This window comes from Nitratireductor aquibiodomus NL21 = JCM 21793 (genome assembly GCF_000615975.1).
GTDB classification, from domain to species: Bacteria; Pseudomonadota; Alphaproteobacteria; order Rhizobiales; family Rhizobiaceae; genus Nitratireductor; species Nitratireductor aquibiodomus.
The window spans coordinates 1-6968 of sequence record NZ_BAMP01000140.1 but is presented as its reverse complement, the minus strand read 5'-3'; the positions used below and the strand labels follow the sequence as shown (position 1 = coordinate 6968).

At 63.7% G+C, this 6968-nt stretch carries 3 protein-coding genes and 1 pseudogene; 2 read left to right on the top strand and 2 right to left on the bottom strand.

Features of this window, described 5'->3' with window-relative positions; all coding sequences use genetic code 11:
- Together JCM21793_RS22100 and JCM21793_RS27785 are read right to left on the bottom strand one after the other, a co-directional pair.
- Positions 1-3064 (bottom strand): DUF7929 domain-containing protein (locus tag JCM21793_RS22100; protein WP_025031749.1); only part of this gene is annotated, 3064 nt, incomplete at its 3' end.
- Between the two features lie 10 nt (positions 3065-3074).
- Positions 3075-4969 (bottom strand): annotated as a pseudogene (locus JCM21793_RS27785) (hypothetical protein).
- A gap of 519 nt (positions 4970-5488) precedes the next feature.
- Here JCM21793_RS27785 and JCM21793_RS22090 point away from each other — a divergent pair.
- A complete protein-coding gene (locus tag JCM21793_RS22090) occupies positions 5489-6058 on the top strand; it encodes a sigma-70 family RNA polymerase sigma factor (protein ID WP_025031748.1) in 570 nt (189 codons plus the stop codon).
- A complete protein-coding gene (locus tag JCM21793_RS22085) occupies positions 6055-6711 on the top strand; it encodes a hypothetical protein (protein WP_025031747.1) in 657 nt (218 codons plus the stop codon). The genes JCM21793_RS22090 and JCM21793_RS22085 overlap by 4 nt, the downstream gene beginning before the upstream one ends.
- Positions 6712-6968: the final 257 nt, after the last annotated feature.

Genomic DNA, 6968 nt, shown 5'->3' with positions numbered 1-6968 from the left:
CTGCCTGCGGCTTCGGATCGGGCTCACGCGGCGGTGTTGGCCGGGGCGTAGGCAGCGGAACCGGAGCGGTCTGCGTGCCAACGCACTGGCCGTTGCGGAAGGTGGTGCCTTCCGGACAGACACAGCGCCCGTCATTGTTGAGAACGAGACCCGGCGAACATTGCTGGTCCTCATCCTCATCCGCCAGAACCGTGAAGTCGTGGCAGTCATAGGCACGGCCATCTCCTGTTGTTTCCGGCGCACCGGAGAGCGAGGGCGCGGTGCGCACATCCGCTCCACGGTCGATCACCGCAGCGCAGTTGCGTCCCGATGCACCATTGCCCACTTCGTTGGCGAGGCCGCCATCTTCCGGCAGCTCGACAACGACCTCATGCGTGCGGCTCTCGCCACTGGCAAGGGTGAGGTCGGCTTCGCAGGCGAAGGGAAGCTCGGTCGGTTCGGGCGAACAGCCGAAAGGCGGGTTCACCGAAACGATCCGGGCCGGAACGCCGCCAAACCCTTCGACCCGAAGCGCATCGCCGATGCGAACCGGACCTGAGATCGATGACGGACCTTCGTTGCGGATGGTGATCTGGAACGTGCAGGGCTGACCAAGCAGGCACTCTGCATCACCGGTCTTCTCGACCGAGATCCGGGTGCCGCCCTGAGCACAGGCCTCGCCGATGGGATAGACGATGTCGTCTCCCGGAGCCGGGCCGAAGGAACCGCGTGCGCAGTTCTCGAAACGCTCATTGGGTGAGACATTGACCGTCACATCGAAGTGCCGCGCGGTTCCGGGTGTCATGACGGCGCCGGGAATCTCGCAGGTGAGATTTGCCGCAGGCACCGCGCCGCACGACCATTCCGGACCGTCAGGTGTGACAGACTGGACCTCGACCGGTGCACCACTGCCGATGATCTCGGCTGCGTCGTTGACGCGAACCGGGCCGACGGGTGCTGCCGTTCCGGCATTGCTGACCGTGATCCGGCAGGCCACACCTTCGGCGAGCGAGACGGTGGGCTCACAGGTCTTCTGGATGCGCATTTGCGGCTGGCCGCCCGGGATGCCCGGTATGGTCGCCGTTGCACAGGCCTCGTTGTTGGCGAGATTGGTTTCGCCTTCAAGCGCGGTCACCTTCGCACAGTTCTCCACCTCGTTTGTCGGATAGTCGCCAACGATTGTGGTCACGAGAATGTCCGTCGATGCGCCCGGCACGAGGTTCAGGCCCGGATGATCGCACTGGAACGTGTTGCCGGCGAGCGGCGCGCACGACCAGGGCGGCGAGGGGCTGAACGATGCCGAAGCGACATCACCGGCCGGGAACGTGTCCACGAAGCTGACGGGACCGTTGATCGGTGTGGCACCGGCATTGAGGATGGTCACGACGTAGGTGCAGAGACCGTCCGGCGTGCAGACCGTGGGTTCCGCCCGCTTGCGCACGGCGATATCCGGAATGTCGTTCTCCGGCGGCGTGCAGGCCGGATCGCCCGGCAGGCAGATCGCGATTGTGGCGCAGGCCTTGTCGTTGGTCGGATCGCCGAACGGATCCTTGCCGCTGGCCGTGTAGTCATATTCGGCGCAGTTGCGGATCGCGCTCCAGCTCCATGCCGGTCCCGGCTGGAAGCCGAGTTTCAGCTCCACGAACTCGCCCGGATTGAGGGTCGTTTCGGGGTGCTCGCACGACATGGGGCTCATCATCGGCACGCAGGTCCATGGCGCATTTGGCCCTGAGACCACCGTTGCATTGCCGGGCGTCGTTACCTCATCCAGCACGATCTTGCCGGTGTAAGGGGCGTCACCCGCATTGGAGATGCGAATGGTGAAATCGCACGAACCGTCGATCTCGCATTCGGCCTCATCGGCGCGCTTTTCGACCTTGATGTCGGGTTCGCCTTCATCGTCGGGCGGACATTCGAGGTCTTCAGGGATTTCAATGTCGACCACCTGTGAACAGCACAGCCCAACGCCCTCGGCCGGACCCGCATAGGTCTCGATGCCGGTGACGATCAGATGCACCGTATCGCCGGGCAGTGCACCGGTGATTTCCCATTCCAGCGTCCCGCCGCCGGCCGGTACGGGCTGGCTCGGCGGATCGATGGTGATGCCGGGTGTGGTGGAGGTCACGGTGACGACATTGCCTGCCATCTCCGGGCCGACATCCATGCGATAGATATAGGCACCGCCGCCGGGCAGGCAGTCCACCTCGCCGGTCTCGACCGAGAAACAGGCTTCTTCCGGCCCGTCGCCGGGCGGCGGGGGAGGTGGCGGCGGATCGCAGTCCGTTACATCGATGGTGATGGCGGTCGGGTCGCCCGTCTTCCAGTCACCGTCGTCCGGCAGGGCGGGATCGTGCGACGGAATGGTGGCGACAAGCCCGCCGGTTGCCGTGCGGATCACGGCCACATTGGCCTGATTGTCGACATTGGTTGCGGCAGGGAACGCCGCCTGGTCGATCTTTGCCTTGATGGTGATGTCGATGGCGCGCTCGGTCAGACTGCCGTCGCCGTCGAGATCGGCGGCGGAAAGGTGGAAGTCCGACTGGGTGAGCGTGTCATCAAGGGTTGTGCTTGTGCTGACCACATGGGGTGGAACGGCTCCACCGCCGACACCGATGATGTCGCCGCTGAAAGTGGCGTCGACAATCGACAGATTGGCGGGAAGTTGATCGGTAAACTCGAAGGTTACATTGGTGAGAAACGCGTCGAGGCCCGGGTGGGCGATCATGTCAGGTGTGCCGCGCACGCCGAGGCGCAGGCGGTATTCCACATAATCGCAATTGAGCTGTGTTCCACGCTTTTCAAGGAAAGGCGTCAGATCAGGCTCGACCTCGGGCACTTCCGGTTCAAGTTCAATGCGTGGGCCTTCGGCGTCGCCCGGCGTTTCGAGAACCTCAAGCTCCTCGATCGTCCGGTCCTGTGCTCTGGCCTGATTGATGCCGGAAAGCGGTATGAGCGCGGTGGAGAGCGCCATGCCCGCCACCAGCAGCCAGCGCGGCGAGCGCGCTTTTTCTGCAAGGGGTTTCATGATCGTCTCCATGACGTTGTCGACCGTGGTCCGGTCGGTGGGAAAAGTGAACATGATCATCTCTCCCTCCTCACGGCGCACAGGATTCAAGCGGCGTTTCAAGCGGCAACGTCACCTTGCAACAGGGGAAGTAGCCACCCGCCTCGGCGTCGGACTGCTTATAGAAGCACAGGCCGAGATCGACGGTTTCGCCCGGGATGTGGCCGTTGATGCCGAGAGTGAACGGCGTGGCCAGGCTGGGGACCGTCTGCTTGGACGGGGAAACGCCAACGCCGGGCGTCAGCGATTTCGCGGAAAGCGAATCGCCACCGATGCCGGCGCGGTCATGGATGTAGAGATCGGCTTCAAGCCCTGCAGGCGTACAGAAATACGCAGCCGTCTCCAGCTCGATACAGGGCGGGAGATCGTTGGGCGGCGGGAAGCCGGGCGGCCAGCCGGGGACGGGAATGTCGCCCGGATAGGGGATCGGCTCGTAGTAGCCGGCGCGGCCCTCACAGGGACGCCAGACCTCCACGTCGCCGACATGTCCCTTGACCTCCGGGTCTTCGAAGAAACCGTCGTAATCGGCAAACCACGAGCCGAAGGGCGGTTCGTTTTTTGGCCGCACGAGCGTGCTTCTCGTAAGCTGTACGCCATGAACGGCAAGCGGCCCGCCTTCGATGAGCTGGTCTTCAAGGGCAGGGTTGTCGCGCAGCCTGTCGCCGGTTTTCACCAGCGTGGCGGTGCAGGCATTGCGATTGAAGAAGCCTTCGGCGTCATAGCCATATTGCAGGTCGATGCCGCCGGCTCCCTGTCGGTATGGTTCGGGAAAACCGACTGCATATTCCTGCGGTGCCGGCACCCAGATGCTTTCGGTTTCGGGATCGTCGGGGCTTTCGCGCCAGTAGCGCAGCACCGACGCCTCGCCGCTGTCAGCGAAGCTTGAGTAGTCATAGCGGTTTTCGACCTCGCCCCGCTGGGCAAGGTACATGAAGCCGCGCGTGTCGAAGGCGATGTCGGTGACCGGAAGGTCTTCGTCCGCCTCCACCGTCAGCTCCCAGCGCGGGTCGCCGGCGAAGGTGCCGTCGCGGGCGATGCCCACGGACCAGATTTCCGCTTCCTCCCCAACGGAATAGTAGAGGCGTCCGCCATGCATGGCGAGGCCATGGACGCTGCGCTCTTCCTGCGTGTAGCCCCAGCTTTTGGGCTCTTCCGCGTCGAAAGCAGCACCCTGTATGTCCATCACGGCGCCATCGTCAGCCACGGGATCGAGCCCGCGTGCCGGCCTGCCGTCGACACCATGATCGAACGTGTCGATGAGATTGCCGTCGATGTCGATGCGGTGAATGAGACCGCTGTCTAGATCGGAAGCGAAGAACTGGCGGTGTGACCGGTCAAAGGCGATGTTGCCGATGCCGGGTCCGCTGTTGGTGTCGATATTGGCAAACAGGGTCACGGCACCGGTGATACCGTCGATTCTCCAGATCGAACCGGGGCCGCCGCCATTCTTCTCGCCGAATTGCCCATCCATGAAGCGTGCGCCGCTTCGCCGCGGCGCTGTCGTTCGGGCCGCCCGTCCTCGTCTTCGTCTTCCGTGACGATCTGGAGGCCGTGCAGGGACGTGGCCGCCGCATAGAGGTTCGGCACGATGGCCGTGGTCTCTTCGCGCTTGCCGTCATCATAAGCAAGGCCGAACACCTGGCCGATTTCGGAGGCCGGCACTTCGAAGGGCGGCGGGGTAAAGACCACCTGCCCGCTGGGCGGGGCACCCAGCCAGGTCATGTCGAAGATGCGCAGCGAAGCGCGTTCGATATCGATGAAGGTTTCGTCCACCGGATCGACGCCGGGCAGAAGCCCTTCCTCGAAACCGGGGATGAGCGTGCCGGGAAAACCGGTCATGGCCATGAAGCCCGGCTGGATGATCGCATTTTCCTGCGCGCTCGCGGGTGCTGAACTGGATAAGCCCGCCGTGACGGCAAGAGCCATTGCGGCGCAGCTTGAGAGAAAACGCCTGGCGCCCGTTCTGGCAGCGAAACGAGCGCCTTCGCTCGAACGCGCCGGGAAATGCCGGTTGTGCCCCATAACTTGCCTCCCGAAACCGTTTCGGAAGGCTGCCGGATGGGCGTCTTTTGCGCGCCCGGTCCCCTTTGTTCCGGTGTATCCCCCCGAAGCGAGTTCATTTCAACCCCGTCATCGAAGAGCCTACGCCTCGGCTTACGCAAGGTCAACAAAGCCGCCCCGGCTATGCGCCGCGGCGGCTTCAACGACCGTTTGCAGTCGATATGCCGTGTCATCAGAACACTCCTTTCCGGGTGCGCACCATGCGTACCCTGCAGGGTTTGTCTGACGAGGCTGTGAAAAGGTTCACACTGAAGAGCGCCGTAAAGCCGATAGAGGGAGGCAATTCTGTTTCCACCGAACCGCAAATGGACTAGCTTTTCAGAAACTGGGGGAAGCGATGAACCGAAACGTCCCGTCGCGCGACACATTGTCGAAGGGCCGGTCATGAGTGGTGCGGATCAGACATCTGATGCCGTGCTCGTGGCCAGAACGGCGCGCGGCGACAGGGCGGCGCTCCGGCTCTTGTTCATGCGGCATCACACGCGGGTCTTCCGTTTCGTGATGCGCCAGACGGGATCGGAAACCATGGCAGACGAGATTGCGAATGAAGTGTTTCTGGAGGTGTGGCGCCAGGCGCCGCGGTTCGAGGCGCGCTCTCAGGTCTCCACCTGGCTGCTTGGCATCGCCCGTTTCAAGGCGCTTTCGGCTTTGCGCAAGCGCCGGGAAAGCGCGCTGGATGACGGGCAGGCGGAGGCGATTGCCGATAGCGCCGACACGCCCGAGGTTGCAACGATGAAGGATGACAAGGCGGCGGCGCTGCGCTCATTCGTCAACGCGCTGTCCGAGGAGCATCGCACTGTGGTGGATTTGGCATATTATCACGGCAAATCGGTGTCCGAGATTGGCGAAATCCTTTCCGTGCCAGTTGCCACCGTGAAAACCCGGATGTTTTACGCTCGCAAGAAGCTTGGAGAAGCCTTGCAGGCGGCAGGATATGATCGAGGCTGGCCATGAGCGAGAACGCACAATCAAACCGCCGCGACCGGCTTGAGGCGCTGCTGCCGTTCTTTCTGAACGGCACGCTTTCGGGCGCGGAACTGCGCGAGGTCGAGGAATGGCTCGCATCCGACCCGCAGGCCATGGCCTCGCTTGCCGAAGCCGAAGGTGAGTATTCGGCGACCGTTGCCGACAATGAGGCGGTCCACCCGCCGGCCGATGCGCTGGCGCGTTTTTCGGAGGCGCTGGCCGAAGAGGCGGGGCCGGAAAGGGCTGCCAGACCCTCGCTGCGTAAGAGACTGGCCGGCTTTCTGCCTTCATTGCCGGTGCAGGCTGCCTGGGTGGCCGCCGGGCTCGCGCTCGCCATTCTCGTGGGCCAGACGGTCTGGCTCAATCTTTCGCAGAGCGAGCAATATTCCGTGGCCGGTACGGATCGCGAGGATGCACCCTTCGCCTTCGTGACATTTGCGGCGGATGCCTCCATGGCCGATGTCTCGGCACTGCTGGAGGAAAGCGATGCCGAGATCGCCGCCGGACCGCTGCCGGGTGGGCTCTACCGTGTTCTTGTGCCCGCCGAGACGGCGGAGCAATACGACGCAATTGTTGCCGGGCTCGAAAAGGCTGAATTCGTGGAAACCGTCGTCATCGGACGCAGACCGGGCGATGACTAGGTTCGTTTCGCGCATCCTGGCGGGTATCGCCATCACAGCCCCACTGGCAATGGCAGCGCACGCCCAGACCACCGCACCAGCCGAGGCTGGGGGCGGTGAAACGCAGGCTCGCGCAGCTCCGGCGAACGGCACGTGGTCTATCTGCCGCAGATGCTGGCGGAGCTTTTTGGCCCGGGGACGGGCGGGGCTGCGCCGGCGCAGCCCGCGCATCCGGGGATGCGCCTTCGACAGATGGCAATGCTTCAGGCAGCGGAGTT